The organism is Vibrio mediterranei (assembly GCF_900088415.1).
In the GTDB taxonomy this organism is placed as follows: domain Bacteria; phylum Pseudomonadota; class Gammaproteobacteria; order Enterobacterales; family Vibrionaceae; genus Vibrio; species Vibrio mediterranei.
Map to the genome: position 1 here is coordinate 335627 of NZ_FLLQ01000003.1, position 26099 is coordinate 361725.

Consider the following 26099-nt stretch of genomic DNA (forward strand, 5'->3'; position numbering starts at 1 on the left):
TGCCACCGCCTTCTCTTAGGAGGTCATAGCCAGGTTTTCAATGCATGTAGCAATGAAAGCGGCGCTGGCTCAACAATTTGGAACATAGGTGGACAAATGATTCAAGTTCTACTTGTGATTTACCTGTTGGCTGCGCTTGGTGTTATTGGCCTAGTGTTAATTCAACAAGGTAAAGGCGCAGATATGGGAGCCTCATTCGGTGCTGGCGCGTCAAACACTGTGTTTGGTGCTAGTGGCTCAGGGAATTTCCTAACCCGAATGACTGCAATTTTTGCAATCGTATTTTTTGTTATCAGCTTAGTACTTGGCAACATGTACACTCACAAAGGTGAGTCTCAATGGGTTGACCCTTCTCAAGGTCAAGTTGTTGAACAGCAAGTTGATGCAGCGAGTGATGTTCCTGCTAAAAGCAGTGATGAAATCCCTCAATAAGTTAATCGCTATTTACTAGACGATTAACTTAAATGCCGAGATGGTGAAATTGGTAGACACGCTAGCATGAGGTGCTAGTGCCTTTGGTGTGAGGGTTCGAGTCCCTCTCTCGGCACCATTATTTATAAACTTGTAATACAGTTTGGTGAGCGTATAATGCTCAGCAAGTCGGACGCGGGGTGGAGCAGCTTGGTAGCTCGTCGGGCTCATAACCCGAAGGTCGTCGGTTCAAATCCGGCCCCCGCAACCAATACTTTCTAAGTGTTGATGGATTGCAAGTTTAGCAGTGTGAAAAAATCACTGCACACTAAGAAAACACTGACTACTATGTGTAGAGTGTTACTTTTTCTTAGTGATCAGGGTCCAGCAACAAACAACCCCGACTTTCGGGGTTTTTTGTTATTTGAGCTTTTTGAAACGCTCGAATAAATGCTTGGAATTTAAATTGGGCTATATGCCCTTTTTTTGTTTCTGGAGTGGTTAAATGACTGGTTTAGAAAGACAACTTACAGAATTGCTCGAAGCGCCTGTTGAGGCACTTGGCTACGAGCTTGTTGGTTTAGAGTTCATCCGTGCTGGTGAGCATTCTACCCTTCGTATCTATATCGACCATGAAGATGGTATTACTGTTGATGCTTGCGCAGAAGTAAGTCATCAAGTAAGTGCAGTAATGGATGTTGAAGACCCAATTACGGTGGCTTATAACCTAGAGGTGTCTTCACCAGGCTTAGAAAGACCACTTTTCAAATCAGCACACTACGAACAATTTATTGGTCACGAGGTCAGCATCGTTCTGAAAATGGCTGTGGGTAACCGTCGTAAGTGGAAAGGTACAATCCAATCTATTGAAGGCGAGACTGTCACAATCATTGTTGACGGCAACGAAGAAGAAATGGCACTGAGTAACATTTCTAAAGCTAACCTGATCCCTAAATTTTAGGTCCCTAATAATAAAAGCTTAGAGGCTAGATAAATGAGTAAAGAAATTTTAGCGGTAGTAGAAGCAGTTTCTAACGAGAAAGCTGTTCCTCGTGAGCGTATTTTTGAAGCGCTAGAAATTGCGCTAGCAACATCAACGAAAAAGAAACACGAAATCGAAATTGATGTACGCGTAGCTATCGACCGTAAAACGGGCGAATTCGAAACATTCCGTCGTTGGATGGCAGTAGAAGAAGTTGAGTTTCCAACAAAAGAGATCTCAATTGAAGCAGCTCAATTCGATGATGAATCTATTCAAGTTGGTGACTTCGTAGAAGAAGAAATCGATTCTGTAACGTTTGACCGCATTACGACTCAAACAGCTAAGCAAGTTATCGTGCAAAAAGTACGTGAAGCTGAGCGTGCACAAATCGTTGAGCAGTTCATTGATAACGAAGGCGATCTAGTGACAGGTGTGGTTAAGAAAGTTAACCGTGACACTATTATTCTAGATCTTGGTAACAACGCTGAAGCGGTTATTTTGCGTGATGATCAATTACCTCGTGAAAACTTCCGTCCAGGCGACCGTGTACGTGGTCTTCTATACAAAGTTGCACCAGAAGCTCGCGGTTTCCAACTATTCATTACTCGTTCTAAGCCTGAAATGCTTGCAGAGCTATTCCGTGTTGAAGTGCCGGAAATTGCAGAAGAGCTAATTGAACTTAAGGGCGCAGCTCGCGATCCTGGTTCTCGCGCTAAGATCGCTGTGAAAACTAACGACCGTCGTATTGACCCTGTGGGTGCGTGTGTTGGTATGCGTGGCGCGCGTGTTCAAGCTGTTTCTGGTGAACTTGGCGGTGAGCGTATCGATATCGTGCTTTGGGACGATAACCCAGCACAGTTTGTTATCAATGCAATGGCTCCAGCGGATGTTGCTTCTATCATCGTTGATGAAGACGCGCACTCTATGGATATCGCTGTTGAAGCGGACAACCTAGCACAAGCTATCGGTCGTAGTGGTCAAAACGTACGTCTAGCGTCTCAACTAACGGGTTGGGAACTGAACGTAATGACGGTTGCAGACCTACAGAAGAAACACCAAGAAGAAGCTGTTGCTTCTATCGAAAACTTTATGAAGCACCTCGACATCGAGCAAGACTTTGCAGAAATGCTGGTTGAAGAAGGCTTCTCAACACTAGAAGAAGTGGCATACGTGCCAGTGAATGAACTTCTAGAAATCGACGGCTTAAACGAAGAGCTTGTAGAAGAACTTCGTAGTCGTGCAAAAGATGCCCTAACTACACTTGCGCTTGCTCAAGAAGAGTCATTTGAAGGTGTTGAACCAGCAGAAGACCTACTAGCACTAGAAGGTCTTGAGCGTGAAATGGCATTTAAACTAGCTGCCAAAGGTGTAGCTACGCTTGAAGATCTTGCAGACCAAGGTGTAGACGAGTTAGAGGGTATTGAAGGGTTAACAGAAGAGCGCGCAGGTGAGCTAATCATGGCTGCACGTAACATCTGTTGGTTCGGCGACGAAGAATAATAATCAGCAAGGAGGTAGTTGCATGACAAAACTTACGGTTAAAGCACTTAGCGAAGAAATTGGTACGCCAGTGGATCGCCTAATTGAACAACTTGCTGATGCTGGTCTTAACAAATCAGAGAGCGATCAGGTGAACGATGAAGAGAAGCAAACGCTTCTTACTCACCTGAAAAAAGAACATGGTGATACATCGGGCGATGCTGAGCCTACACGTCTTACACTACAACGTAAGACTCGTAGCACGTTATCTGTTTCTGCAGGTGGCGGTAAAAGCAAAGATGTACAGGTAGAAGTGCGTAAGAAGCGCACTTATGTAAAACGCAGTGCGATCGACGAGCAAGCAAAACGTGAAGCTGAGGAAGCAGCAAATCGTGAGGCGGAAGAGCGTGCACAACGTGAAGCCGAAGAGCTAGCCAAACGTGAAGCTGCAGAAAAAGCACAGCGCGAAGCTGAAGAGAAAGCAAAGCGAGAAGCCGAAGAGAAACGTTTAGCTGAGGAAAAAGCAAAACGTGAAGCGGATGATAAACGCAACGCAGAATCAACAGCAGAAAAGCGCGACGAAGCGGAAAAGGCTAAGAAACAAATGAACGCAAAGAATGCTGAAGCGAAGAAAGAAGCGGACGAGCTGAAGCGCCGTCAAGAAGAAGAGGCGCAGCGCAAGGCAGAAGCTGAAGCGGCTCGTCTAGCAGAAGAAGCTCGTAAACTGGCTGAAGAAAATGCAGCTCGTTGGTCTGAGGAAGAGAAGAAGTCAAAAGACAGCGAAAAAGCTGACTATCACACAACGACTTCAACTTACGCTCGTGAAGCGGAAGACGCTCAAGACCGCAGCGAAGAGAAAGCACCTCGTCGTCGTAAGAAGAAATCTGCACAAGAGCGTGATGATTCACGTGGCGGTCGCGGTGGTCGTAACCAACGTGGCAAGAAAGGTAAGTTGGCTAAACCAACTTCTATGCAGCACGGCTTCGATAAGACCGCGACCGTTGCTAAGCAAGACGTTGTAATTGGTGAGACGATCGTGGTTTCTGAGCTAGCTCAGAAGATGTCAGTTAAAGGCACTGAAGTCATCAAAGTAATGATGAAAATGGGTGCAATGGCGACAATCAACCAAGTGATTGACCAAGAGACAGCTCAACTTGTTGCTGAAGAAATGGGTCACAAAGTTGTTCTTCGCAAAGAGAACGAACTGGAAGAAGCAGTACTGTCTGATCGTGATGCAACGTCTGAAGCCGTATCTCGTGCTCCAGTTGTTACTATCATGGGTCACGTTGACCACGGTAAGACTTCAACACTTGACTACATTCGTCGTACACACGTTGCTTCTGGCGAAGCGGGTGGTATTACACAGCACATCGGTGCATACCACGTTGAAACTGAAAACGGTATGATCACCTTCCTTGATACTCCAGGACACGCGGCGTTTACTGCTATGCGTGCTCGTGGTGCCCAAGCGACGGATATCGTGGTTCTTGTAGTTGCTGCGGACGATGGCGTAATGCCACAAACGGTTGAAGCTATCCAGCACGCGAAAGCGGCAGGTGTACCTCTAATCGTTGCTGTAAACAAGATCGATAAAGAAGACGCGAACCCAGATAACGTTAAGAACGAGCTGGCACAGTACGATGTTATTCCTGAAGAGTGGGGCGGTGAGAACATGTTCGTTCACATCTCTGCGAAACAAGGTACTAACATTGACGGCCTTCTAGAAGCTATCCTGCTTCAATCTGAAGTACTAGAGCTAACAGCCGTTGCTGACGGTATGGCATCGGGCGTGGTTGTTGAATCATTCCTAGATAAAGGCCGTGGTCCAGTTGCTACTGTACTTGTTCAATCAGGTACTCTACGCAAGGGCGATATCGTACTATGTGGTCAAGAATACGGCCGTGTACGTGCAATGCGTGATGAACTAGGTAAAGAAGTAACAGAAGCTGGTCCTTCTATCCCTGTAGAAATCTTGGGTCTGTCTGGTGTGCCATCATCAGGTGACGAAGCGACTGTAGTACGTGATGAGCGTAAAGCTCGTGAAGTAGCAAACTACCGTCAAGGTAAATTCCGTGACGTGAAACTTGCGCGTCAGCAAAAAGCGAAACTAGAAAACATGTTCTCTAACATGACAGCTGGTGACGTTGCTGAGCTTAACGTAGTACTGAAAGCAGACGTACAAGGTTCTGTAGAAGCAATCGCAGACTCGCTACTGAAACTGTCTACTGACGAAGTTAAAGTAAACATCGTAGGTTCTGGTGTTGGTGGTATTACAGAAACTGATGCAGTACTTGCAGCAGCATCTAACGCTATCATCCTAGGCTTTAACGTACGTGCTGATGCATCTGCTCGCCGTGCTGTTGAGACTGAAAACCTAGACCTTCGCTACTACTCAATCATCTACCAATTGATTGACGAAGTGAAACAAGCAATGGGCGGTATGCTTGCTCCTGAATTCAAGCAAGAAATCATCGGTCTTGCTGAAGTACGTGACGTATTTAAGTCTCCAAAACTTGGCGCTATCGCAGGTTGTATGGTCACTGAAGGTACTATCAAGCGTAACAACCCAATCCGCGTACTGCGTGATAACGTTGTAATCTACGAAGGTGAGCTAGAATCTCTACGCCGCTTCAAAGATGACGTTCAAGAAGTTAAGAACGGTTACGAATGTGGTATCGGCGTTAAGAACTACAACGATGTTCGCGTTGGCGACCAAATCGAAGTATTCGAAATCGTTGAAATCAAACGTACTCTAGACTAATTGACAAAATCGTTACTCAGTTTTTAACTTGAGTATTGATGGTTGTTGAATACGCCATGGGGGGCTGGTTAATACCATCCCCCCATTCTTTCTATAGTGAGAAAAGAAATGTCAAAAGAATTTAGCCGCACACAACGTGTTGCGCAGCAACTACAAAAAGAGCTTGCTCTTATTCTTCAACGCGAAGTTCGTGACTCTCGCCTAGGTATGGTGACGATTTCAGACGTAGAAGTCTCTCGTGACCTCGCATACGCGAAAGTATTCGTTACTTTCCTATGTGTTGGTGAACAGACTCCAGAATCGAGCCTAGCAGCCCTTCGTGAACACGAAGCTCACATTCGCATGATGCTAGGTAAGCGCATTCGCCTACGCCTAACACCGGAAGTACGCTTCCACTATGACAACACGCTTGTCGAAGGTATGCGTATGTCTAACCTAGTGAGTGAAGTGGTTAACGAAGATAAGCGTAAGCAAGACGAAGCAGGTCGCAGCGAAGAAAACGGTGCAGAGGGAGAAGAGCAGTAATGGCTAGACGTCGCAAGGGACGTCCAGTCAACGGCGTTATCCTTCTAGATAAACCTACCGGAATCTCATCGAATGATGCTCTACAAAAAGTAAAGCGCATCTACTTCGCTGAGAAAGCAGGGCACACTGGTGCACTTGACCCATTAGCAACTGGCATGTTGCCAATTTGCTTGGGCGAAGCAACTAAGTTTTCTCAATTCTTGTTAGATTCAGACAAGCGCTACCGTGTTATCGCTAAACTTGGTGAGCGTACCAATACCTCTGACTCTGATGGTGAAGTGGTAGAAACTCGCGATATCAATGTAACACCTGAGCTTCTTGATGAGTGCATAGACAAGTTCCGTGGTGAATCTGATCAAGTGCCGTCAATGTTCTCTGCACTGAAATACCAAGGTAAGCCACTATATGAGTACGCTCGTCAAGGTATCGAAGTTCCTCGTGAAGCGCGCAAAATTACCGTGTATGAAATTGTCCTACATCGCTTTGAAGGTGATGAAGTAGAGATGGAAGTACATTGCTCGAAAGGCACTTACATCCGCACTATCGTCGATGACCTCGGTGAAATGTTAGGCTGTGGTGCGCACGTAACTATGCTACGTCGTACTGCTGTTGCTAAGTATCCTTATGAGAACATGGTGACCCTAGAGCAACTTAACGAGTTATTTGAGCAGGCAAAGCGTGAAGAGCGTCAGCCGCGCGAGTTGCTTGATCCACTGCTAATGCCAATGGACAGCGCAGTACAAGATCTTCAAGAAGTGAATGTATCACCTGAGCTTGGTGACTTGCTTCAGCATGGTCAGCCAGTGCAGGTTTCAGGCTTACCAGTCGATGCACCAGTACGCATGACCATGGGTGAAGAGCGTTTATTCATCGGCGTTGGCGCTATGAATGACGATGCTAAGCTTGCACCTAAGCGACTCGTTGTTTTCCGTGAGGAAGAAAGTGCTCAATAGAGCCACGAATACTCCTTGCTCTAGCTAGAATTATTCCCTATAATTCGCGCTTCGCGTAGCGGCTGAATCAGAGATTGGCTGCTACAACTTTTAAACTTACTCTTATTAGGAGAGAATTATGTCTCTGAATGCAGAAACTAAAGCAGCAATCGTTGCAGAATACGCACAAGGTGAAGGCGACACTGGTTCACCAGAAGTTCAAGTAGCTCTACTTACAGCTTCTATCAACCACCTACAAGGTCACTTCAAAGCACACAAAGGCGATCACCACAGCCGTCGTGGTCTTCTACGTATGGTTTCTCGTCGTCGTAAGCTTCTAGATTACCTAAAAGGTAAAAACCTAGCTCGCTACCAAGACCTAATCAAACGTCTAGGCCTACGTCGCTAATCAGCGTCTGCATAGAAAGTTTGTTAAAAGGGGCTATATGCCCCTTTTTTGTTAGCTAAATTTCTTAGTTAATAGCAAAACTTCCACTAAGTAGTTTATACTACGTCCCGTCTAAACTGAGTTGTGAAGAGCAAGCACGTTTAGTCACAATTTGTTCGGTACATTACAGTCCATTTAGTCGACCTCAGGGTCGCGACTATTCCAAGCACACTTACTTTTTTCAAGTGAAGTTTGTTTGAACTAGTCGCGATTTGTAATGCATTGAGCGCACAATCAATTATCTGGAATGATTCCAGAAAAAAGGAAATACAATGTTCGAAAAACCAGTTGTTAAGTCGTTCCAATACGGCAACCACACTGTGACGCTAGAAACTGGCGTTATCGCACGTCAAGCTACTGCAGCTGTAATGGTAACAATGGACGATACGTCAGTATTCGTTTCTGTTGTTGGTAAGAAAGAAGCAGTAGAAGGTCAAGACTTCTTCCCACTAACAGTAAACTACCAAGAGCGTACTTACGCTGCAGGTAAAATCCCTGGTGGTTTCTTCAAGCGTGAAGGTCGTCCTTCTGAAGGCGAAACACTGACTGCACGTCTAATCGACCGTCCAATTCGTCCACTATTCCCAGACGCATTCAAAAACGAAGTTCAGGTTATCGCGACAGTAATGTCTGTAAACCCGAACGTTCAACCAGATATGGTAACAATGATCGGTACTTCAGCTGCTCTTGCTATCTCTGGTATCCCGTTCAACGGTCCTATCGGTGCAGCACGTGTTGGTCACATTGATGGTCAACTAGTACTAAACCCAAGCAACACTGAGCTAGAAAACTCTAAACTAGACCTAGTTGTTGCGGGTACTGAAGGCGCTGTTCTTATGGTTGAGTCTGAAGCAGACAACCTAACAGAAGAAGAGATGCTATCAGCAGTGGTTTACGGCCACGATCAACAGCAAGTTGTTATCAAAGCAATCAACGAGTTTGCAGCAGAAGTTGCTACTCCAGCTTGGGACTGGGTTGCTCCAGAAGAGAACACAACTCTTAACAACCGCATCGCTGAACTAGCAGAAGCTAAACTTGTTGAAGCGTACCAAATCACTGAAAAGATGGCTCGTTACGACCGCATTCACGCGATTGCAGCAGAAGTTAACGATGTTCTTCTTGCTGAAGATCCAGAAGCGAACACTAAAGAAATCCACACTATCTTCCACGATCTAGAGAAGACAGTTGTTCGTCGTAGCATTATCGCGGGTAACCCACGTATCGATGGTCGTGAAAAAGATATGGTTCGTGCGCTAGACGTACGCACTGGTGTTCTTCCACGTACTCACGGTTCTTCACTGTTCACTCGTGGTGAAACTCAGGCAATCGTAACTGCGACTCTTGGTACGCAGCGTGATGCTCAAATCATCGACGAGCTAACAGGTGAGCGCAAAGATCACTTCCTACTACACTACAACTTCCCTCCATACTGTGTAGGCGAAACGGGTTTCGTAGGTTCTCCTAAGCGTCGTGAAATCGGTCACGGTAAACTGGCTAAGCGCGGTATCGCAGCAGTAATGCCTTCTGTTGAAGAATTCCCATACACAGTACGTGTTGTATCGGAAATCACTGAATCTAACGGTTCATCTTCAATGGCTTCTGTATGTGGTACGTCTCTAGCGCTTATGGATGCTGGTGTTCCAATCAAGTCTTCTGTTGCGGGTATCGCAATGGGTCTTGTTAAAGAAGGCGACGATTTCGTTGTTCTTTCTGACATCCTTGGTGACGAAGACCACCTAGGTGACATGGACTTTAAAGTAGCAGGTACTAACACTGGTATCACTGCACTTCAGATGGACATCAAGATCGAAGGTATCACTAAAGAGATCATGCAAATTGCTCTTAACCAAGCGCAAGGTGCACGTAAGCACATCCTTTCTGTAATGGATGAAGCTATCTCTGGTGCTCGTGAAGACATCTCTGAGTTCGCTCCACGTATCCACACAATGAAGATCAGCGCAGACAAGATCAAAGACGTTATCGGTAAAGGTGGCGCGGTTATCCGTCAGCTAACTGAAGAGACCGGTACAACGATTGAGATCGAAGACGACGGTACTATCAAGATCGCTGCGACTGACGGTGACCAAGCGAAAGATGCGATCGCTCGTATCGAAGCTATCACTGCAGAAGTTGAAGTGGGTAAGATCTACACGGGTAAAGTTGCTCGTCTAGCCGACTTCGGTGCATTCGTAACGGTTCTTCCAGGCAAAGATGGTCTAGTACACATCTCTCAAATCGCTCATGAGCGTGTTGAGAAAGTGACTGACTACCTGAAAGAAGGTCAAGAAGTTCAAGTTAAAGTGCTTGAAATTGACCGCCAAGGTCGTGTACGTCTAAGCATGAAAGAAGCAATGGAAAAGCCTGAAGCGAAAGCTCCAGCAGCGGATGAAAATTCAGCGTCTGACGCAGAATAATTCGCTTTTCTAGACCATTACGTTAAAAAGCGTGCTATAAAGAGGGGGCAATAGCCCCCTTTTTTAATGCGCGAAGGATAATTCCCGCTACTACGCATTACGCTGTGCAACTATAACGATACTTTAAATGTTGCCAATAATAGCGACGCCATAGTGGGTACAAGGAGAATGATATAGTGAAGTTGTTTCGAATCTTAGGATTAAGCTTAGTGGTGGCAGTGACTGGTTGTGCTACCAACTCGTCAACACAAGGTGAACAATGGTTGAACCCACCAATGGCTGTGCCATTACAGGCAAATGTTCAATACGAAGTTCAAGTCGCCCGATTGACACAGCTTCTGCTGCGCAGTGACCTTGAGAATGACGTCAGAGCAAAAATGCACTTCGAGCGAGGCTCCTATTACAACAGCCTCGGATTACGTGACTTAGCTCAGTTAGACTTCAATCAGTCATTACAACTTAACCCTGCGCAACCTGTCGTTTTTAACCAAGTGGGGCAGTACTTCACCCAAATTGGCGATTTTGACTCTGCGTATGAAGCCTTCGATTCGAGTTTAGAGCTTGACCCTTCAAACTCTTATGCATTAAGAAACCGTTCTATTGCGCTTTACTATGGTGATCGTATCCCATTAGCGATTGAGGGCATGACGCGTTATTACCAAGAGAACCCTGCTGATCCGTATCGTGCCCTTTGGCTCTACATCATTTCTCGTGAGGCTGGTCCACTGGATGCCGCTATTGCACTAGAGAAGCGCTACCAAGCACGTAATAATGATTGGGGCTGGATCTTGGTTGCGTTGATGTTAGATAAAGTCTCTGAAGAACAGGCGTTTAAAGCGATTCTCTCTAGCAGCCGAGACAATAACGTGCTAGCGGAAAGACTCACTGAAGTCTACTTCTACTTGGCAAAACGTCATCAAATCGATGGCAATTATCCAGCAGCAGTCTCTCTATATAAGCTGGCCATCGCCCAGAATGTCTACGATTATGCCGAGCATAAGTACGCATTTCTTGAGTTAACTAAAATCTTTGAAATTGTGAGAGCACAACAAGCAGAGCAGGCGAAGCAAGAAGCTAAGCAAGCAGCAGAGAGCACCACCGACTCACAGTAATGTGAACTTTTCACAATCATCGCTACAAAAACACCAGCCTAGCGCTGGTGTTTTTTTATCCGTTGACTCTAGTTCTAATTTAGCTAAACTAGTTAGCCATGCTAATTAATAGTTAATATGAATGACTATAGAAACTAATTTAGAGAAGATGGAGCGGCTGACGTCGAAAGTATGGCGTAGCTACAGCAAAGAAGACCCACTAGGGCACCTGAGCTTCAATGAATACGATTATTTAAAAGCAATACAATCTTCAGCAGAGCCGATTCGATTAACCGATCTGGCAAAAGAACTAGAGGTGTCCAAACCCTCAGCAACCAATATGGTTAAAAGACTTGAGCGTAAAGGTTTGGTGAAGCGATTATCGTGTACCGAAGACGCGCGTTCAAAGCGAGTGACCTTGACGGAGAAATCACGATTACCGCTAATGTCGGAAGCTGAGATATACAGTGTGGTAGCGGATAAACTGCGGGCACATTTAGACGAGCAGGAGTTCGCCTTGCTTGACACGTTATTGACCAAAGCACTGAGATAAAAATTTAAGGATTTAGTTAGCTAAGATAACTAACTATTTGGATGATATGACTGAGAAATCAATCTATAAACAATTCTGGCGCTATGCCATTCCGACCGTTGCGGCTATGTTGGTTAATGGTCTTTACCAAGTGGTCGATGGCATCTTTATTGGACAGTATATGGGAGGGGATGGCCTAGCCGGCATTAACCTCGCGTGGCCAATTATCGGTACGATTCTTGGTCTAGGTATGATGGTCGGCGTGGGCACTGGTGCGCTGGCCTCGATTAAACAAGGCGAAGGTAAGCTGACAGATGCTAAGAATGCTCTGGCTACTGGATTAATTGCGCTTGTGGCCTTAAGTCCTGTTATCGCTGTGATTTTATGGCAATACTCAGATGTATTTCTAAGCATTCAAGGTGCAGAAGGGCGAGTACATGACTTGGCTATGCAGTACTTGGACATCTTGATTATTGGTGGTGTGTTTACTCTGGGCTCGATAGCAGTGCCATTTTTGCTACGTAATGATGATAGTCCTAACACCGCTACTATGTTGATGGTACTGGGGGCCATTATTAATATTGCCTTGGACTATTGGTTTATCGCGGTTCTTGATTGGGAGTTGCGTGGTGCCGCGTTAGCGACAGCGATTGCTCAAGCGGTAGTGACACTGCTAGGTTTTGCCTACTTCTTCTCAGGTCGAGCTAAGATGCGCTTATCGTTAGCCGATCTTAAGTTCCAATTTAGCATGCTGCCATCAATCATATCTATTGGTTTGGCGAGTTTCTTTATGTATGCCTATGGCTCGTTTATGGTCGCGCTACACAATGGATTGTTTGCTGATTATGGTTCGGTAACCTTAGTGGGAGCCTATGCAATATTGGGTTATATCGTCGCGTTTTACTATCTTGTGGCTGAGGGACTGGCGAATGCTATGCAGCCATTACTGAGCTATAACTATGGTGCGAGAAGACAAGATAATATGCGCAAGCTTTTTAACATTGCGACTTTGAGTGCGGTATTAGGTGGTGCCATTTTTGTCACTGTGCTAAACCTGTTCCCATATCAAACGGTATCAATCTTTAACTCGAGTGAGCCATTGCTGATTGAGCACACCGTAAACGGGATTCGTCTCCACTTATTCTCAATGTTCTTAGATGGCTTTATCGTGGTGGCTGCTGCGTACTATCAAGCGATCAGTCATAGTCGCAAAGCGTTGTTCGTGACGCTGGGTAATATGTTGGTTCAGTTGCCATTCTTGTACATTATGCCCAAGCTATGGGGAGTGGATGGTATTTGGGTAGCATACCCACTTTCCAACATCGCGATCAGCTTGGTAGTCGGTGTTATGATATGGCGTGACATTAGTAAGCTTGATAGAACGGCTTTACAGCCGATCACGGCATAAAAAAAGACCTCGCGTATCAGCGAGGTCTTTTCATTTAAAGTCGGGGACTAAATCTGCTTGATATCGAGCCCAGCGATTTGATGCCAGTAGCCGTTACATTGTCTATCCAATATTTTGGCCGGTTGTGTGCCATCTTCGTTCGCTTTAAAGCGATCAACTTCAGCGAAGGTATCCAACCCTAGCGGGCTAAGCCTAACCACATCTACCAAACCTTGCATAGATTTCAGGTCATTGATCAGGTTGTATTGGTAACCAGATTGAGTCTGAATACCATTGAGGTTAAAGACTGACTGACCTTCTTGGCTCTCCACTTGAAGACCCGTTGGATACTTAATACAGCAAGTTTCGCAATCGTCTTTTGCTCGGTTCTCTGCACGAGCAGTAAAGCAGCGTGCGGAGTAAGCTAGCGGTAGATAACCGTGACTAAAGACTTCTACCTCAAATTGATCGCGGATACCAATTTTGTCGGCTTGCTCTAGAGCGTTGCTTAACCACTCACGCGATAACTCAACAGGCATACACCAGCGAATCATGCCCTGTTTGGCAAATAGCTTCAGTGTGTGGGCATTGTAGGTATTAACGGCAGGACCAACAACAAATGGAACTTTGTGTTCACTTGCTAGTTGAATCGCTGAGACATCATTGGCTTCGATCGCAAAGTCACCATTATCGATGTACTTTTTCATGATGTTAACTTCGCTTGGTGCTTCTAGCAGTGCCATTGTTGACAGAACTACCTGCTTGCCTGCTAGATTTAGCTCCTTAGCGATATCTAACCAGTGTGCTGGTTTCATCTCTCTGCGTTTTGAGCACACGGTTTCTCCAAGATACACGATATCTGCGGAGCTCGATTTAGCTTGCTCATAGAAACTTTCAACGTCTTGTTTTGGCCAAAAGTACAGTAATGGGCCTAATGCGTATTTCATAAGTTGCTCCTTACTGCCATTTTCTGTGGTATGCACCCAATGTGGTTTGGGTTCCTTCAGAGACATTTGCCAAGGCTTGATCCCAGGTTGGTTTCACTTGATAGTTCTCAGGGTTACGTTGATACGCATCGATGGCTTCGCGCCAAGTTCGAGTGACTTGTTCAACGTAAGCGGGACTGCGCTGACGTCCTTCAATTTTCACCGACGCGACATTAGCGGCGAACAGTTCAGGAAGCATAGACAAAGTGTTCAAACTGGTTGGCTCTTCAAGTGCATGGTAGCGCTTACGCTCTCCTTCTATTTCGGCTTCAAAGCGGCCTTTACAGAGTGTCGGATAGCCTGCATTTTCGCCCTGAGCGTAGCGGTCAATAAGAATGTCATTTAGACGAGACTCTAACCCTTGCTCAGTTTCTTGCCAACGCACGTATTTCGCTGGAGAACACGCACCAACCGTATTAGGTGATTCACCGGTCAAGTAGGACGACAAATAGCAGCGCCCTTCAGACATAATACAAAGACTGCCGAACGCGAATACTTCAAGCTCGACATCAGAGGTAATGTTTCTAGACAGTTGTTTTACCTGATGAATAGACAGCACTCGAGGTAACACAACGCGCTTTACATTAAAGTTTTTATGGTAGAAGTCTACAGCAGCCACATTGGTTGCTGAGGCTTGTACTGAGAGGTGTAACTCTAGCTCTGGATACTTATTGGCAGCGTAATCCAATACAGCAATATCGGCGACAATCAATGCATCGACACCAAGATCGGCAGCTTGGTCGACTGCATTAGTCCAGCGCTCAAAGCCATTAGGGTGTGCGAAGGTATTCAACGCGATATGTAGCTTTTTATTGCGATCGTGAACATATTGAGCCGCACGCTCGAGTTTCTTTCCCGTAAAGTTTAGACCAGCGAAATGACGCGCGTTGGTATCATCTTTGAAACCGATGTAAACCGCATCCGCACCGCAATCAATTGCAGTTTTTAGAGCAGGTAAATTCCCTGCTGGGCATAAGAGTTCCATATGCTCATTACCATATTTCTGACAGTAGCCCGCATTTTATGAACAATTATGAACAGCGAATTTGATGTAAGGCAGGTTTACCTTAATAAACACGTAATTAACACCAAAGAGGTAACGTTAACATGGTCAATTTCGATGACGACGGTTTTGCGCAAATAGTGCTTCGACTTCGTGCTTAGGTTGTGGTCGGTGAAAGTGGAAGCCTTGAATGGAGTTGCAGTTAAGATTGGAAAGTAGTGTTGCTTGGTGGCGTGTTTCCACACCTTCGGCGACTACCGAGAGATTGAGTGATTTACCGAGATTGATGATGTTTTCGATAACGGTGAGCTGTTTTGGCAGTGTATCGATATCCATGATAAAGGCGCGGTCGATTTTAAGTTCATCTATTGGGAAGTGCGCTAAGTAGGATAGCGAAGAGTATCCGGTACCGAAGTCGTCAATAGACAACGCAAAGCCGAGTTTCTTAATGGCATCGAGCATTTGCAATGTGTGTTCACTGTTGCTCATTACCGCACTTTCAGTGAGTTCGAACGTGATACAGCTAGGATCCAGTCCTGTGCTGCGTAATAAGCGCTCCATGTAATCGATAAGCTTAGGGTTACCAAATTGTTCTGGAGACAAGTTGATCGCCACGCGACCCGGTAAGATACCTTGTAGTTTCCAGCGTTTGACGGTATTGAACACATCACGCATGACCACGCGGCCAAGGCTTTCGATCAGTCCTGCTTGTTCTGCCACTGGGATAAACGAAGCCGGGCTTATATACCCTTCGACGGGGTGTTTCCATCGAACTAGCGCTTCTGCACCGTTGATACTAAAGTCACGGGCATTGACCTTGGGTTGATACCATACTTCCAAGCCATTTTGCTGTAGCGCTTTTTGCAGTTCTATTTCCAACCAAAGGCGCATGCGCGCTTCTTTGTTCATTTGGTCATTGAACTTAACGAGACGGTTCCTACCTCTGGCTTTGGCTTCATACATGGCCGTATCGGCATTTTGCAGCAGGATACGTGCATCATTTCCATCGTTTGGGTAATGAACACTGCCAATGGAGCAAGCAAGGCGTTTGCTGAAGTGGTGTAAATCGAAAGGTTGGTTGATGAGACCAATGATTTTCTCCGCCAACATTTCTACCGTACTGTTACTTTCCGGCTCTGGGAGAATGATCCCAAACTCATCACCGCCTAAATGGGCCAATACCGATTGTTGAGGAAGATGACGCTTCAGTCTAGAAGATACCTCCTGAATCACTCGGTCGCCAATGTGGTGCCCCAAAGAGTCATTGATGTTCTTAAAGTTATCAATGTCGAGGTAAAGCATGACGAGCGGAGTTTTATCTTGAATAAAATGATCCAAGCAACGGGTGAAACCTAGTCGGTTATAGAGTTTCGTCAAGGTATCAATGTTGACGTCTTCATTGCTGTTTTGAGCCACTGGGTTTGGCTTTTCGTCCATATCTTGAATTAGGACTAAATGAGCACTGTTGCCAAATAGATTAGCGTCATCGACATGCAGCGACAGTCGGCGCTGCGTTCCGCAATACTCACTGGTCAAAAAATGCAGCGGTGTGCCGTTAGCGACATTGGCTAAATCGAGTTGCACACGATTGTTATTTTTCTCGTTACTTAGTAAGCGGTTTAACGACTCACCCAGTAAGTCGGTACTTTTTGCGTAACCAAATAGACGTGCAGACGCAGGGTTGGCCGATAAAATACAATCGTCTTCAACCAGAATTAATCCATCTGGGATAAGCTGAGACAGTTTGAGGAACTTGCTTTCTGATTCTTCGAGAGAGCGGGTTAGGATCTGTTTTTCGGATGTGTCGATGGCATGGAACACTATGTATTCGATGACGCCGTCATTGAGGATTGGCGACACGCTGAAATGCAGGCTGGACTCGACATCCGACTCATCAAGTGTCACTTCGGCTTCAATCGATTCGCCTTGTAGCGCACGATCGTAATAGGGTTTTAACTGGTTATAAAAACGCTCACCTAGTATTTGCAAGTCATTCATGCCAACTAAGTCGCTGTGTGTTAACCCTGCCACATCACAATAACGGTCGTTGACCATACAGTAATGATGCTCGTCATCCAAAATAGCAAAAAAGAAGGGGCTATTGGATGTTAACTTAGCAAAGTATTCCTTTAACATTTTGGATGACATCAATGTACTACCAGTTCTCCGGAGAGCTTATATATCAGTAACACCAACACTATAACTGTGATTTATCAGTTAGAAAAGGGCAAAGGCGAAAGCAAAAAATTTTTGATGCACAACAGGATTTTTTTTGTACTAATGCCGTATTATTAGCCTTCTGAACTACAAATTAACGGAAAAACCGCGTGTTAGACAAGATTCGAAGTCAACTAGTTAAAAACGCAGCACAAATTTTGCGATCTCCAGTCCACTTTCTGCCAACTAAAATCCAGAATAGAGCTTTGCTTGAAGGACTAAAAACCGTTTTTAAAGAAGCACTTGAGGACGGTGACTTTGAATTTCTCGAAGAAAAATGGTTAAAAGTTCATATTCGTGATCTAAACCTCAGTTGGTATATTTCTTACAGCGATGAACAGCTGGTGGTTTCTGAAACTGTCGAGCAGGAAGATGTCAGTTTTAGCGGTAATTTAAATGACTTAGTGTTGATTGCGGGTCGTAAAGAAGACCCAGATACTTTATTCTTCCAACGCCGCTTGAGTATTGAAGGCGATACCGAGTTAGGCCTAGAAGTGAAGAACTTGATGGATAGCGTTGATCTTGACGCATTACCGAAACCAATGCTTTCTGCATTGACTCATTTAGCGGATTTTGTTCAGAAAGGCATGCAGCCTGCAACAAATCCTAACGAGGTAGCGAATGCTTATTCGAACTGAAGCGCCGGCCGATATACTTGTCATTGACCGATTACTCAAATCGGTATTTGATACGGATGCAGAAGCCAATTTAGTGATGGCACTGAGAGAAAATGGTCGTCTAACGTTATCTTTGGTAGCGTGCTCTGATGAAGGTGAAGTCATTGGGCATCTGTTGTTTACACCTGTCACTATCGATGGCGACGACTTGTCATGGCAAGGTTTAGCACCGCTAGCGGTTGCCAAGGAGCATCAGGGGCAAGGAGTGGCATCTGCACTCGTTGAAGAGGCATTCACCACTTTACCTGAGTTCGGCTATCCCGCTTGTGTGGTGCTTGGAGACCCAAGCTATTACGGACGATTCCAGTTTTCTGCTGCAGCTGACTATGATCTTCATTGTCAGTGGGAAGTACCAGAAGGTGCATTCCAAGTTCGTTCATTGACGGAAGATTCGGTGGCCGAACAGCTTGCGGGCCGTAAAGGGTTGGTGGATTACTGCCCTGAGTTTAACGGTCTGTAATAGCGTTCAAAGTGAAATATCAAGCCTAGCGCTGTGTCATCACCGCGAGGCTTTGTTTTATCCGCACTTTGCTTTATCCGCACGTTGATATCTTGGTAATCAAATAGAGCTCTGCTAAACTGCGCGTCATTATGACGGCGAATTACTTGGCGTAAATCAATCATGCAAGACAGCATAAAACTACAGTTAATGGGCGTTCAAACATGGGAACTAACTCACCCTGAGCGTATTCCTGTGCGTTGTAGCCCTTCGTTGTCACTTCGGCCTGACTGTCGACTCTTGTTTGTTTCATCAGTAAAGCCGCAAGGCGATAATGTGCTGTTCTATCAGAAGATCCTTAAAGCGATGAAGTTAGATCTTAGTGAGACGCTACATATTGCTCCAGAACAATTACTTAGTCTTGATGGTCAACATATACCAGAATGGATATGGTTTGCTGGAGAAGAACAGGCAAATGAGCGCTTTGCTCAATTAACGCAACAGTATCAATTCACCGCGTCCCCGAAAAAACTCGTTTCTCCGCAACTGTCTAACATTGATGGTAATGATATGGAAAGACGTGCACTTTGGAATCAAATCCGCAGCTATGGCTAATCTTACCTTTGCAATCATGGATACTGAGCACTTAGATGCCATCTTATCCATAGAAAATATGGCACACTCTCATCCATGGAAAGCCTCTATGATTACCGAGTTGAATGGGCGCGGAGCTTTCAATTATGTGCTATTGGCCGACGAACGCGTTGTTGGCTACTTTTATGCACAGAACATTGTAGGTGAAGTTTCGTTGCTTAATATTGCGGTCTCACCGGGCGAGCAAGGCAAAGGCTACGGCAGGGCATTGCTGAATCACTTTTTAGAACAGTGTGAATCTCGTGAAGCAGAAAGTGCTTGGCTAGAGGTTCGAGAAAGTAACCAAGCCGCAGTTTCTTTGTATCTTGATGAAGGGTTTAATGAAGTTGACAGACGTCGTGATTATTACCCATCAGACCAAGGTCGAGAAGACGCCGTTATCATGAGTTATTATTTTTTATTCTCAAGTTAATTCTGCTGTCTATTTCTAAATCACGAGGGTAGTGACCTATCCGCATGGCCCTCTATAAAGCAAGGTAATCTAGTCGTTCTGTAAATAGGTTACATTACCCGTAGTTACTTCGATAAAAAATCGATTTCCTCATACTTCCTATTAGTTATTGATAACAATAGGAATAGAAAATGAAACACTTCTCTGTACTTTCTGCTGCCTTATTGAGTGTTACAAGCGCTCAAGTAATGGCAGATGAGGCACAAGTGAATGATCCTGCCGATGTAACCCGTCCCCAAACCTATCTTAAAGTTGATTCTGGCGCTAAAGGTAAAGATGGTATGACTCGCCTACAGTTAAACATGGCGGGCTCATACAGCGAAGATATTGGCTATTTAGGCCAGTTCGAAACAGACTTTCAAACTAATCTGGATGCGCAGCAAGGCAAATCTAAAGACTTTGGTTTGTCGCGTATTCGAGCTCGTTACTTTCAAGTGCACGCAACGGGCTTAGAGGTACTCCCAGAAATAGGTTTCTCATTGGACTACATCAGCTATGGCTCTAACTGGGTAGCTAAGAACTCAGGCACAGAGCAAACTGCTGCTATTGGTGCCGTGGCTAAAGTGATTACGCCATTTGAAAATTGGGTTTCTTATCCAAATTTGGCTGTAATGAAGAATGAGTACGACAATGGTCGCTCAGAAAATGGCTGGCAAGCGAATTGGTTTAACTCTTTCTATCTAACTGAAAAAGGGTCTTACATCACAGTAAATCCACAGTACGCTAACTATAACAATGCTATCGGTAAGAACGAACAATCTCTTGAATTGAACTTTGAAGGTGGTATTCCACTTACCAATGACGGCAGCATCTGGGGTAACGTGACCTATTCTGAACACTTCTTTAAAGCGGCAGGTGAATCGCGTATGAAACACTTAGACGGTAACCGAGAAGTTCGCATTGGTGCGACTTGGTTCTTCTAATCTCATCGCTTTACTCAGTTTAAGGCACGGAAGCCTTTATTCATCCTCTCTAATTGTTTCTTACTTTTTTCTCCGTGTTACTGGATCGATTCCAGTTAATAACTCAACAGCTGTTATCGGTCGAGATAGAGTGCATTTTGACTTTATACCCACGTTACTAAGCTCGTTTAATCTCAGTGTGAAAAATAGAAGAGAGGCTAATAATGAAAGTGCCATTTCAGCTAACAGATAGAGTTGTTGTCATTATTGGCGGCACCTCTGGTATCGGAGAGGCGATTGCTCATCGTTTTAGCTCTGCGGGTGCAAAGCTGGTCATCGCTGGAGTTAATGCATCAGACAAAGAATTGCAGTCACTAGAAGCCCTTTATATTCATGCGGACGTGACGGATGAGCTGTCACTGAGTGAACTGATGGCTATTACCTTCGAGAAGTTTGGCAAAATCGACGTGTTAGTGAATTGCGCGGGTTCGACTAATGGTTACAGCACCATAGTGGAATCGAAAAAAGATGAGTATGAAGCCAATTTTTCCGTCAACGCACTAGGGACAGCATTGTCGATGAAGCATGCGGTGCCCTATATGCCCAAAGGCAGCAGTATCATCAATATTGCTTCGGTGTCAGGAACTCAGGGTGTGCCTTATCTTGGCGCGTTAGCTAGTTCAAAGTGGGCAGTGCTTGGTATTACTCAAACGGCGGCTTTGGAGCTTGGCAGTAAACAGATTCGTGTCAATGCCGTTTGTCCCACCTCGGTCGATACCCCTCGTGCTTACGCCAAAGGAGGCGAACCTCAACTGAGAATGGAGAGACGTTCGATCCCGATGGGAAGAATTGCTCAGCCTGAAGAAGTGGCGGCCGTTGTCCACTTCTTAGCTTCTGAGGACAGTAGCTTTGTTAATGGTCAATCCATCGGAGTGGACGGTGGCTTTAGCGCAGGTATGAGTATTGAAGCCTACAACCAACTTGCGCAGTAATTGAGAGCAAATAATGAAAAAACACATTCAAATCACTTTAGCATTACTATTATCAGCCAGCTTTAACAGCTACGCGTACTACTGCGACCAAACCGCGGAAGGTACCATAGTAGGTGCCGTGGATGGGGCAATAACCGGTGCCATTGTTGGTGGTATTGTTGATGGTGGCGAAGGCGCGAAAACTGGTGCAGTTATTGGTGGTGGCGCCGGGGCAGTCGGTGGGGCTATCGATGGCGCTTATTATGAGGGCGCTTGTGAGATGGCAACTGACGCTATTGTTGAAGATGAGATCATCGCTGAAGAGTATATTGCTGAGGAATATATCGAAGAAGAATACATTGCCGAAGAAATCGTGGAAGAAGAGATTATCGAAGAGGAAATGTATGATGATTATTACGATTAGAATCTAAATAAAAAAGAGAGCAAACTGCTCTCTTTTTTATTAGTATCAATGAGGTTAAAGCCTGCCTAAAGCGTCGAGCAGCTTTGATTTTATCTCTGGACTCGCAATATAAGCGCTGAGATAGTGTTCTTCATTATTCTCAAAATCTGGCTGCATTTGCAGCATTTCTTTATAGCTGGCTTGAGCCTGTTTGAACTCACCTTTGTATACTTGAATGATCGCTTTTAGCATCGGAATCCAAAATACACGGCGTAAAGACAGCTTGCTAATGGCTTTATCGGCACCCTCAAAATCATCAAGCATGATCTTGTGAATAATAGAGGCCACAGAGAACCATGGCGGTCTAAATGGGTTCAGAGCTTTTGAGTCTTGGATAAGTTGCAATCCTCGGTCAAATTCCCCTGCCATGCATAATGCCCAACCGGATAAGCCAATCTGATAGGCGGCATTGGGGTTAATCGCAATCACTTTGTCGACAGTCTCGATGACGCTATTGACGTCTCCAGCAACTTGGTGCGCCATTAACATCGCTATTTGAGATTCTTGGTTAGTCGGCTCTAGCTCAACCGCTCGTTTGGCATAGTTAAGAGCTGTTTCGACAGCACTGTCGACCTTATTCATTCCTAACATGTCAGCATCAAAGTAAAGCACAGCTAACATAGCATGCAGCAACGCAACATCAGGTTCATTTTGTACAGCGCTCAACAAGGCTTGAGTGGCCTGCTGGTGGGTATCTTCCGAGAGCGTCATTAGGTAGTGACGATAACGCAGTGTCGCTTCATAGGTAGAGAGATGCTCAATCTTTTTCTGGTTACAGCTTTGATAGATTTCTCTGTGAATAATGCCAAAGCTGGAAGCCAGCTCAGCGACGACTTCCGCAATGATGTCATCTTGAACAGAAAATAGATCGTCGGTTGCTAAATCACAGGTGTATTTCTCAGCCCAAACTTGCTCACCGGAGTCAGTGCGATACAGCTTGGCATAGATTCTCACCTTATTACCTAGTGCCTGCATGGTGCCAGAGGTAATAAACGACACACCTAGCTTTTCACCTAAACCTTTGACATCGGCGGAGGTACGAGGATCAATGCTCGTTTCACCGAGAGCATGCATTGAGACGACTTTGAGCATATCAAAGCGCGCAAGCTCAGTGGCTAACTCTTCGCCGAAACCTTCAGCAAAAAAGCGTTTCTCAGGATCATCTGACAGTGAAAGAAACGGTAATACCGTCAAAGTAGGGCTTAAGGATTTCAGAGTTTCACGTGCAAACTGAGCCAAGGATGCTGTTTGTCTTGCAGCTTGAGGCGCTTGCGGCGTAAACAATGGACTATAACGCCCTTTTGGAATTGACAGGACAATGGGGTCATTGACGCCTTCGGTAAGGTAGTAGGTTTCTAGAGTTCGGCGAACTCGCCCTGCTTGAATTCGAACGATAGGATCAGCTTGGTGGTCAAAATCGGCATCACGATCAAACACTTCAGTTGCGATCGTAAACTGTTTTAGACGATCACCGTTACCAACGAGAGTCTGCTCGACAACAAAAGACAGTAACTCTTTCATCTTCGGGCTTTGATCAAATGCTTTACTCGAAAGAATGCGGTTAAGCTGATCTTTGACTCGGGTTTGGTTCTCTTCTATTCGAATATCTAATGGAGCTTGTTCTGACACCGTAGTTAACTCTCTTATCGTAGGATCTGGGTATTTTGCCATTTTAAGACAGCTAAAAATAGTAATGAGTTCACTATTTGCGACTGCTCACCTGTGTTATTTAAGGTTAGCATCAAATGACTGAGACCTTAGCTAGAAAGCGTTGAAGTGTAGGGTAAGTCCGAGGTTTGTTGATAGATCTTGTCAAATTGCCTTTGTGTAGTAGCAAGTTTTTGAAATGATGTATATTTAGTTGGATAATTGTTAAAACATATAACTAGTGAGCCTTTCATTGTTTTGATGGATCGGTTTGCATAGCGTTCAAGGAAGAAGTATGAAGAAGCTACCAGTATGGTTGTTAGGTGGTATGGCAGCGGCGTCTTCTGTCTCTGCGATGGAACAGTTCCTCGACCCTAAAGATGGCATGTTCGATGCCAGTAAATGGGTACTTGATAATGCGGTTGGCTTTATGCCTGTACCCATAATTATCACCGATCCCGCTGTTGGGGCAGGTGGTGGTGCAGCGTTGCTGTTTTTCCACGAATCAGAAAAACGTAAGCAACTGCGTGAGGAAAATCCCGATGAAGTCGTGGGATTGCCGCCGAGTGTGACGGCGGTTGCCGCTGCTGCGACAGAAAATGGCTCGTGGTTAACTGGGGCGTTTCACTTCGGCTCATGGCAGGAAGATACGTGGCGTTATCAAGGTGGTTTGTTCTACGGCTCATTCAACCTAAAATATTACGAGGGTGATATTCCTTTCGATTTCAATATCGATGGCTTGTACTTCATGCAGGATATTGATTATCGCATTGCAGGTAGCGATTGGTTTGTCGGTGCCAAATATTCCATCCTATCTTCTCAAAGTACTTTTGATATTGGCAATATTATTCCGGGTATACCGCCTATCGATTACGACATGAACGATGCGGGGGTTGAATTAAAAGTCACTTATGACAGCAGAGATACTATTTTCACACCGAATGACGGCCTGAAAGCCAAGTTGAGCGTCGATTTTCATAATTCGGCTTTTGGTGGCGATGTGGACTACCAAAAAGGACGCTTTCAAACCAACTATTTTGCACCGTTAACCAATGATTTTGTCCTGGGGCTACGTGGCGATTATCAAACCGTTTCCAATGATGCACCATACTATGCTCGTCCATTTATCAGCATGCGTGGTATTCCAGCAATGCGCTATCAAGGTGATGATATGGCTTTGGTTGAAGTGGAGGCTCGCTATGATCTTACCCCTCGTTGGTCACTAATTGGTTTTACTGGCACTGGCAAAGCGTTTGATGAAGGTGATAGTTTTTCAGATGCCAAATATCAAAATGTTGTCGGCGGAGGTTTTCGCTATTTGGTGGCGAGACAGTTAAATATGCGAGCTGGTGTCGATGTTGCAAAAGGTCCTGAAGAGTGGGCGTATTATATTACCGTTGGTCATGCTTGGCAGTTGTAATGAACAAGAGAAAGGCTGGATTCATCCAGCCTTTCTTCATTAATGTGGATATTTACTTACGTTTAAACAACAAAGTAGCGAATGCTAGCACTAAGGTCACAACGATACTTGCCGCGCAATAATCCACGACTGACACAAAACCTTCAACGTCGATGAGCTGACCTGCAATGTAAGTACCCACTCCAAACCCTATTGCCATTGCAAACATCAGAATGCCTTGTGTGAGTGCAGGTGTGCTTGGGCTGAGCTCTTCTGCAATCGCTGGTATTACCATATCGAACCAAGATATTGCTTGCATCAGTAGTACTATCAATAGAATAGGGACAAGGCTTGGAATGTTCGTTCCAATCGCCAGCCATAGACCAATTGAGGTTACTGCATAGCAAGCCAGTGACGCCATCCAGATGAGATAAGGGCTGCTTTTTTCTGCGAGGCGACCAGCTGGCTCAAGGAGTATCATGGTTAATACCGCGGAGCCTGCGAGACCAAACGCAGAATGTCCAAGGTCGACGTTAAACACCTCTTTGATGATGATTGGTCCAGTTTCCATCAAGTTACTGGCGGTAAACATGGAAATGAACACGGTTGCCAAGAACATCACGAATGCAATGGAGGTGCGTTTGTTGCTCTTCTTAGTTAGTGATTCATCGTCGCTTTGCTGTTCAACCTCAGGCACTTTGACTTTCGGTGGCGGTGCAATAAATACAGTAACAATAGAAACGCAGACCAGAGTCATAAGCATCAGTAGCTTTTGTTCACTTGTCCAACCCAATAGACTTACCACTCCGAGGAGCGAGCCCGCAATCACCACACCCAAAAACTGGAACTGAAATAGACGACTTAGTCCACGCGCTTGCTCATTTTCTGGTAGAGAATTTAGGACAAATGTTGGGTTCAGTACCAATTGAGAGACAGTACCAATACCGATGGTAAGTCCGACTAACAAGTAGGTGTATGTTTCAGTTTGCGCAAAATAGAGTAGCACCAGCGAAAGTAAGTGAGAGAACAACGCCACTTTTTGCATTTGACGGTGGATACCATATTTATCTGCAAGCCAACCAATGAGCGGTGCGCTGATGCCAAATAGGCCAATCAGAGACATTACGCTGCCCATAAGAGAGCCGCTGCCTGTGCGTTCGATAATAAGCGGTGTCAGCATCAGGGCAATGCCCGCCCACTGAACCACGCCGTTTGACATCTGTGCGATGTACCAAGGTTTAAGAGTTTTCATGGAGTGTTCCCCAAATTAAAGACCTTAAGGTCAAAAGAAATGAAATTGCGATAGGTAAAACCACAGGAAAATGCTC

24 protein-coding genes and 2 tRNA genes are annotated in these 26099 nt (G+C 45.2%); 21 read left to right on the plus strand and 5 right to left on the minus strand.

What is annotated here, in order from left to right; genetic code table 11:
* Nucleotides 1–96 precede the first annotated feature (96 nt).
* The 13 genes from secG (at nt 97) to VME0621_RS11495 (ending at nt 12983) form a co-directional block, all read left to right on the plus strand.
* Complete coding sequence (secG, locus tag VME0621_RS11435; protein WP_006075643.1) at nt 97–432, plus strand: preprotein translocase subunit SecG; 336 nt, start codon at nt 97–99, stop codon at nt 430–432.
* Nucleotides 433–466: 34 nt separating this feature from the next.
* A tRNA-Leu gene (locus VME0621_RS11440) sits at nt 467–550 on the plus strand.
* Nucleotides 551–605: 55 nt separating this feature from the next.
* Nucleotides 606–682, plus strand: a tRNA-Met gene (locus VME0621_RS11445).
* A gap of 234 nt (nt 683–916) precedes the next feature.
* Entirely contained in the window at nt 917–1372 is a 456-nt protein-coding gene (gene rimP / locus VME0621_RS11450) for a ribosome maturation factor RimP (RefSeq protein ID WP_062456832.1), read from the plus strand.
* A gap of 33 nt (nt 1373–1405) precedes the next feature.
* Nucleotides 1406–2893: a transcription termination factor NusA gene (gene nusA / locus VME0621_RS11455; protein WP_038225496.1), complete on the plus strand. Its 1488-nt coding sequence runs from the start codon at nt 1406–1408 to the stop codon at nt 2891–2893.
* 22 nt (nt 2894–2915) lie between these two features.
* Nucleotides 2916–5633, plus strand: coding sequence for a translation initiation factor IF-2 (gene infB / locus VME0621_RS11460; RefSeq protein ID WP_038225495.1), 2718 nt, complete (start codon nt 2916–2918; stop codon nt 5631–5633).
* 108 nt (nt 5634–5741) lie between these two features.
* Nucleotides 5742–6158: a 30S ribosome-binding factor RbfA gene (gene rbfA, locus VME0621_RS11465; protein ID WP_006072035.1), complete on the plus strand. Its 417-nt coding sequence runs from the start codon at nt 5742–5744 to the stop codon at nt 6156–6158.
* Nucleotides 6158–7111 (plus strand): tRNA pseudouridine(55) synthase TruB, encoded by a 954-nt coding sequence (truB, locus tag VME0621_RS11470; protein WP_038225493.1) that lies wholly within the window; start codon nt 6158–6160, stop codon nt 7109–7111. Before rbfA ends, truB begins: the two co-directional genes overlap by 1 nt.
* A 118-nt stretch (nt 7112–7229) precedes the next feature.
* Nucleotides 7230–7499 carry a 30S ribosomal protein S15 gene (rpsO, locus tag VME0621_RS11475; protein WP_005380094.1) on the plus strand — a complete coding sequence of 90 codons (270 nt, stop codon included), beginning with the start codon at nt 7230–7232 and terminating at the stop codon, nt 7497–7499.
* A 311-nt stretch (nt 7500–7810) separates the two neighbouring features.
* Entirely contained in the window at nt 7811–9952 is a 2142-nt protein-coding gene (pnp, locus tag VME0621_RS11480; protein ID WP_038225491.1) for a polyribonucleotide nucleotidyltransferase, read from the plus strand.
* Nucleotides 9953–10128: 176 nt separating this feature from the next.
* Nucleotides 10129–11064 carry a lipoprotein NlpI gene (nlpI, locus tag VME0621_RS11485; RefSeq protein ID WP_062456835.1) on the plus strand — a complete coding sequence of 312 codons (936 nt, stop codon included), beginning with the start codon at nt 10129–10131 and terminating at the stop codon, nt 11062–11064.
* Nucleotides 11065–11185: 121 nt separating this feature from the next.
* Nucleotides 11186–11596, plus strand: coding sequence for a MarR family winged helix-turn-helix transcriptional regulator (locus VME0621_RS11490; protein WP_062456838.1), 411 nt, complete (start codon nt 11186–11188; stop codon nt 11594–11596).
* 46 nt (nt 11597–11642) lie between these two features.
* Entirely contained in the window at nt 11643–12983 is a 1341-nt protein-coding gene (locus VME0621_RS11495; protein WP_062456841.1) for an MATE family efflux transporter, read from the plus strand.
* A gap of 47 nt (nt 12984–13030) precedes the next feature.
* Here the strand turns inward: VME0621_RS11495 and VME0621_RS11500 are convergent, their stop codons facing one another.
* From VME0621_RS11500 to VME0621_RS11510, 3 genes are all read right to left on the minus strand, one after another.
* Nucleotides 13031–13909 carry a U32 family peptidase gene (locus VME0621_RS11500; protein ID WP_006072016.1) on the minus strand — a complete coding sequence of 293 codons (879 nt, stop codon included), beginning with the start codon at nt 13907–13909 and terminating at the stop codon, nt 13031–13033.
* 10 nt (nt 13910–13919) lie between these two features.
* Nucleotides 13920–14933 (minus strand): ubiquinone anaerobic biosynthesis protein UbiU, encoded by a 1014-nt coding sequence (gene ubiU, locus VME0621_RS11505; RefSeq protein WP_038225488.1) that lies wholly within the window; start codon nt 14931–14933, stop codon nt 13920–13922.
* A gap of 126 nt (nt 14934–15059) precedes the next feature.
* Nucleotides 15060–17099 (minus strand): sensor domain-containing protein, encoded by a 2040-nt coding sequence (locus VME0621_RS11510; protein ID WP_062456842.1) that lies wholly within the window; start codon nt 17097–17099, stop codon nt 15060–15062.
* A gap of 179 nt (nt 17100–17278) precedes the next feature.
* Here VME0621_RS11510 and ubiT point away from each other — a divergent pair, with 179 nt between their 5' ends.
* The 7 genes from ubiT to VME0621_RS11545 all read left to right on the plus strand — a co-directional run bounded on the left by ubiT (nt 17279) and on the right by VME0621_RS11545 (nt 21686).
* Complete coding sequence (gene ubiT, locus VME0621_RS11515) at nt 17279–17806, plus strand: ubiquinone anaerobic biosynthesis accessory factor UbiT (protein ID WP_006072010.1); 528 nt, start codon at nt 17279–17281, stop codon at nt 17804–17806.
* Entirely contained in the window at nt 17790–18305 is a 516-nt protein-coding gene (locus VME0621_RS11520; RefSeq protein ID WP_062456844.1) for a GNAT family N-acetyltransferase, read from the plus strand. Before ubiT ends, VME0621_RS11520 begins: the two co-directional genes overlap by 17 nt.
* A 162-nt stretch (nt 18306–18467) precedes the next feature.
* Nucleotides 18468–18899: a DNA polymerase III subunit psi gene (locus VME0621_RS11525; RefSeq protein WP_062456847.1), complete on the plus strand. Its 432-nt coding sequence runs from the start codon at nt 18468–18470 to the stop codon at nt 18897–18899.
* Nucleotides 18892–19350, plus strand: coding sequence for a ribosomal protein S18-alanine N-acetyltransferase (gene rimI, locus VME0621_RS11530; protein WP_062456850.1), 459 nt, complete (start codon nt 18892–18894; stop codon nt 19348–19350). The genes VME0621_RS11525 and rimI overlap by 8 nt, the downstream gene beginning before the upstream one ends.
* Nucleotides 19351–19520: 170 nt before the next feature.
* Nucleotides 19521–20312, plus strand: coding sequence for a hypothetical protein (locus VME0621_RS11535; protein WP_062456853.1), 792 nt, complete (start codon nt 19521–19523; stop codon nt 20310–20312).
* Nucleotides 20313–20515: 203 nt separating this feature from the next.
* Nucleotides 20516–21283, plus strand: a complete 768-nt coding sequence (locus tag VME0621_RS11540; RefSeq protein ID WP_031494732.1) for an SDR family NAD(P)-dependent oxidoreductase — start codon at nt 20516–20518, stop codon at nt 21281–21283.
* Between the two features lie 13 nt (nt 21284–21296).
* Nucleotides 21297–21686 (plus strand): YMGG-like glycine zipper-containing protein, encoded by a 390-nt coding sequence (locus VME0621_RS11545; RefSeq protein WP_038167341.1) that lies wholly within the window; start codon nt 21297–21299, stop codon nt 21684–21686.
* A gap of 54 nt (nt 21687–21740) precedes the next feature.
* On the opposite strand, the gene VME0621_RS11550 is transcribed toward VME0621_RS11545, so the two are convergent.
* Complete coding sequence (locus VME0621_RS11550) at nt 21741–23396, minus strand: hypothetical protein (RefSeq protein WP_062456856.1); 1656 nt, start codon at nt 23394–23396, stop codon at nt 21741–21743.
* A gap of 271 nt (nt 23397–23667) precedes the next feature.
* Here VME0621_RS11550 and VME0621_RS11555 point away from each other — a divergent pair, with 271 nt between their 5' ends.
* Nucleotides 23668–24792 carry a BamA/TamA family outer membrane protein gene (locus VME0621_RS11555; RefSeq protein ID WP_006071997.1) on the plus strand — a complete coding sequence of 375 codons (1125 nt, stop codon included), beginning with the start codon at nt 23668–23670 and terminating at the stop codon, nt 24790–24792.
* A gap of 52 nt (nt 24793–24844) precedes the next feature.
* Here the strand turns inward: VME0621_RS11555 and VME0621_RS11560 are convergent, their stop codons facing one another.
* Nucleotides 24845–26023 (minus strand): MFS transporter, encoded by a 1179-nt coding sequence (locus VME0621_RS11560; protein WP_062456859.1) that lies wholly within the window; start codon nt 26021–26023, stop codon nt 24845–24847.
* Nucleotides 26024–26099 lie beyond the last annotated feature (76 nt).

Coding starts and splice junctions, on each gene's coding strand:
- VME0621_RS11540 (WP_031494732.1), top strand. CDS start 20,516: ATGAAAGTGCCATTTCAGCTAACAGATAGAGTTGTTGTCATTATTGGC.
- rimI (WP_062456850.1), top strand. CDS start 18,892: ATGGCTAATCTTACCTTTGCAATCATGGATACTGAGCACTTAGATGCC.
- VME0621_RS11495 (WP_062456841.1), top strand. CDS start 11,643: ATGACTGAGAAATCAATCTATAAACAATTCTGGCGCTATGCCATTCCG.
- ubiU (WP_038225488.1), bottom strand. CDS start 14,933: ATGGAACTCTTATGCCCAGCAGGGAATTTACCTGCTCTAAAAACTGCA.
- VME0621_RS11535 (WP_062456853.1), top strand. CDS start 19,521: ATGAAACACTTCTCTGTACTTTCTGCTGCCTTATTGAGTGTTACAAGC.
- nusA (WP_038225496.1), top strand. CDS start 1,406: ATGAGTAAAGAAATTTTAGCGGTAGTAGAAGCAGTTTCTAACGAGAAA.
- infB (WP_038225495.1), top strand. CDS start 2,916: ATGACAAAACTTACGGTTAAAGCACTTAGCGAAGAAATTGGTACGCCA.
- VME0621_RS11545 (WP_038167341.1), top strand. CDS start 21,297: ATGAAAAAACACATTCAAATCACTTTAGCATTACTATTATCAGCCAGC.
- VME0621_RS11510 (WP_062456842.1), bottom strand. CDS start 17,099: ATGTCATCCAAAATGTTAAAGGAATACTTTGCTAAGTTAACATCCAAT.
- VME0621_RS11555 (WP_006071997.1), top strand. CDS start 23,668: ATGAAGAAGCTACCAGTATGGTTGTTAGGTGGTATGGCAGCGGCGTCT.
- VME0621_RS11490 (WP_062456838.1), top strand. CDS start 11,186: ATGACTATAGAAACTAATTTAGAGAAGATGGAGCGGCTGACGTCGAAA.
- rimP (WP_062456832.1), top strand. CDS start 917: ATGACTGGTTTAGAAAGACAACTTACAGAATTGCTCGAAGCGCCTGTT.
- pnp (WP_038225491.1), top strand. CDS start 7,811: ATGTTCGAAAAACCAGTTGTTAAGTCGTTCCAATACGGCAACCACACT.
- rbfA (WP_006072035.1), top strand. CDS start 5,742: ATGTCAAAAGAATTTAGCCGCACACAACGTGTTGCGCAGCAACTACAA.
- rpsO (WP_005380094.1), top strand. CDS start 7,230: ATGTCTCTGAATGCAGAAACTAAAGCAGCAATCGTTGCAGAATACGCA.
- secG (WP_006075643.1), top strand. CDS start 97: ATGATTCAAGTTCTACTTGTGATTTACCTGTTGGCTGCGCTTGGTGTT.
- VME0621_RS11500 (WP_006072016.1), bottom strand. CDS start 13,909: ATGAAATACGCATTAGGCCCATTACTGTACTTTTGGCCAAAACAAGAC.
- VME0621_RS11550 (WP_062456856.1), bottom strand. CDS start 23,396: ATGGCAAAATACCCAGATCCTACGATAAGAGAGTTAACTACGGTGTCA.
- VME0621_RS11525 (WP_062456847.1), top strand. CDS start 18,468: ATGCAAGACAGCATAAAACTACAGTTAATGGGCGTTCAAACATGGGAA.
- VME0621_RS11520 (WP_062456844.1), top strand. CDS start 17,790: ATGCTTATTCGAACTGAAGCGCCGGCCGATATACTTGTCATTGACCGA.
- VME0621_RS11560 (WP_062456859.1), bottom strand. CDS start 26,023: ATGAAAACTCTTAAACCTTGGTACATCGCACAGATGTCAAACGGCGTG.
- truB (WP_038225493.1), top strand. CDS start 6,158: ATGGCTAGACGTCGCAAGGGACGTCCAGTCAACGGCGTTATCCTTCTA.